This window comes from Psychrobacillus sp. MER TA 171, from assembly GCF_023713305.1.
Lineage (GTDB): Bacteria > Bacillota > Bacilli > Bacillales_A > Planococcaceae > Psychrobacillus.
In genome coordinates this window covers 1-255 of sequence record NZ_JAMAWN010000102.1, presented here as the reverse complement: position 1 = coordinate 255, position 255 = coordinate 1, and the positions used below count along the sequence as shown (strand labels likewise).

The window sequence follows — 255 nt, the reverse complement described above, 5'->3', positions numbered from 1 at the left end:
AAGGACGGACTTTCTGGCTTTACAGAAGCGATCCAGAGCACCTTTCCAAAGACGCATATTCAGTTGTGTGTGATCCATCAATTACGAAATACCATGAAGTATGTGCCTTCAAGGGAACGAAACCCGTTTATGACCGATTTAAAGAAGGTATACAAGGCTTCTACTTTGGAGCAAGCTGAACTTGAGGTTGGACAAGTAAAGGCATCATGGAAAGATAAATATCCGAAGGTTATTGGTTCTTGGGAGGAACATTGG

General features: G+C 42.4%; 1 protein-coding gene. It reads left to right on the top strand.

The features are described from left to right. Window positions 1-255 (top strand): transposase (locus M3627_RS20645; protein WP_251557302.1); only part of this gene is annotated, 255 nt, incomplete at both ends.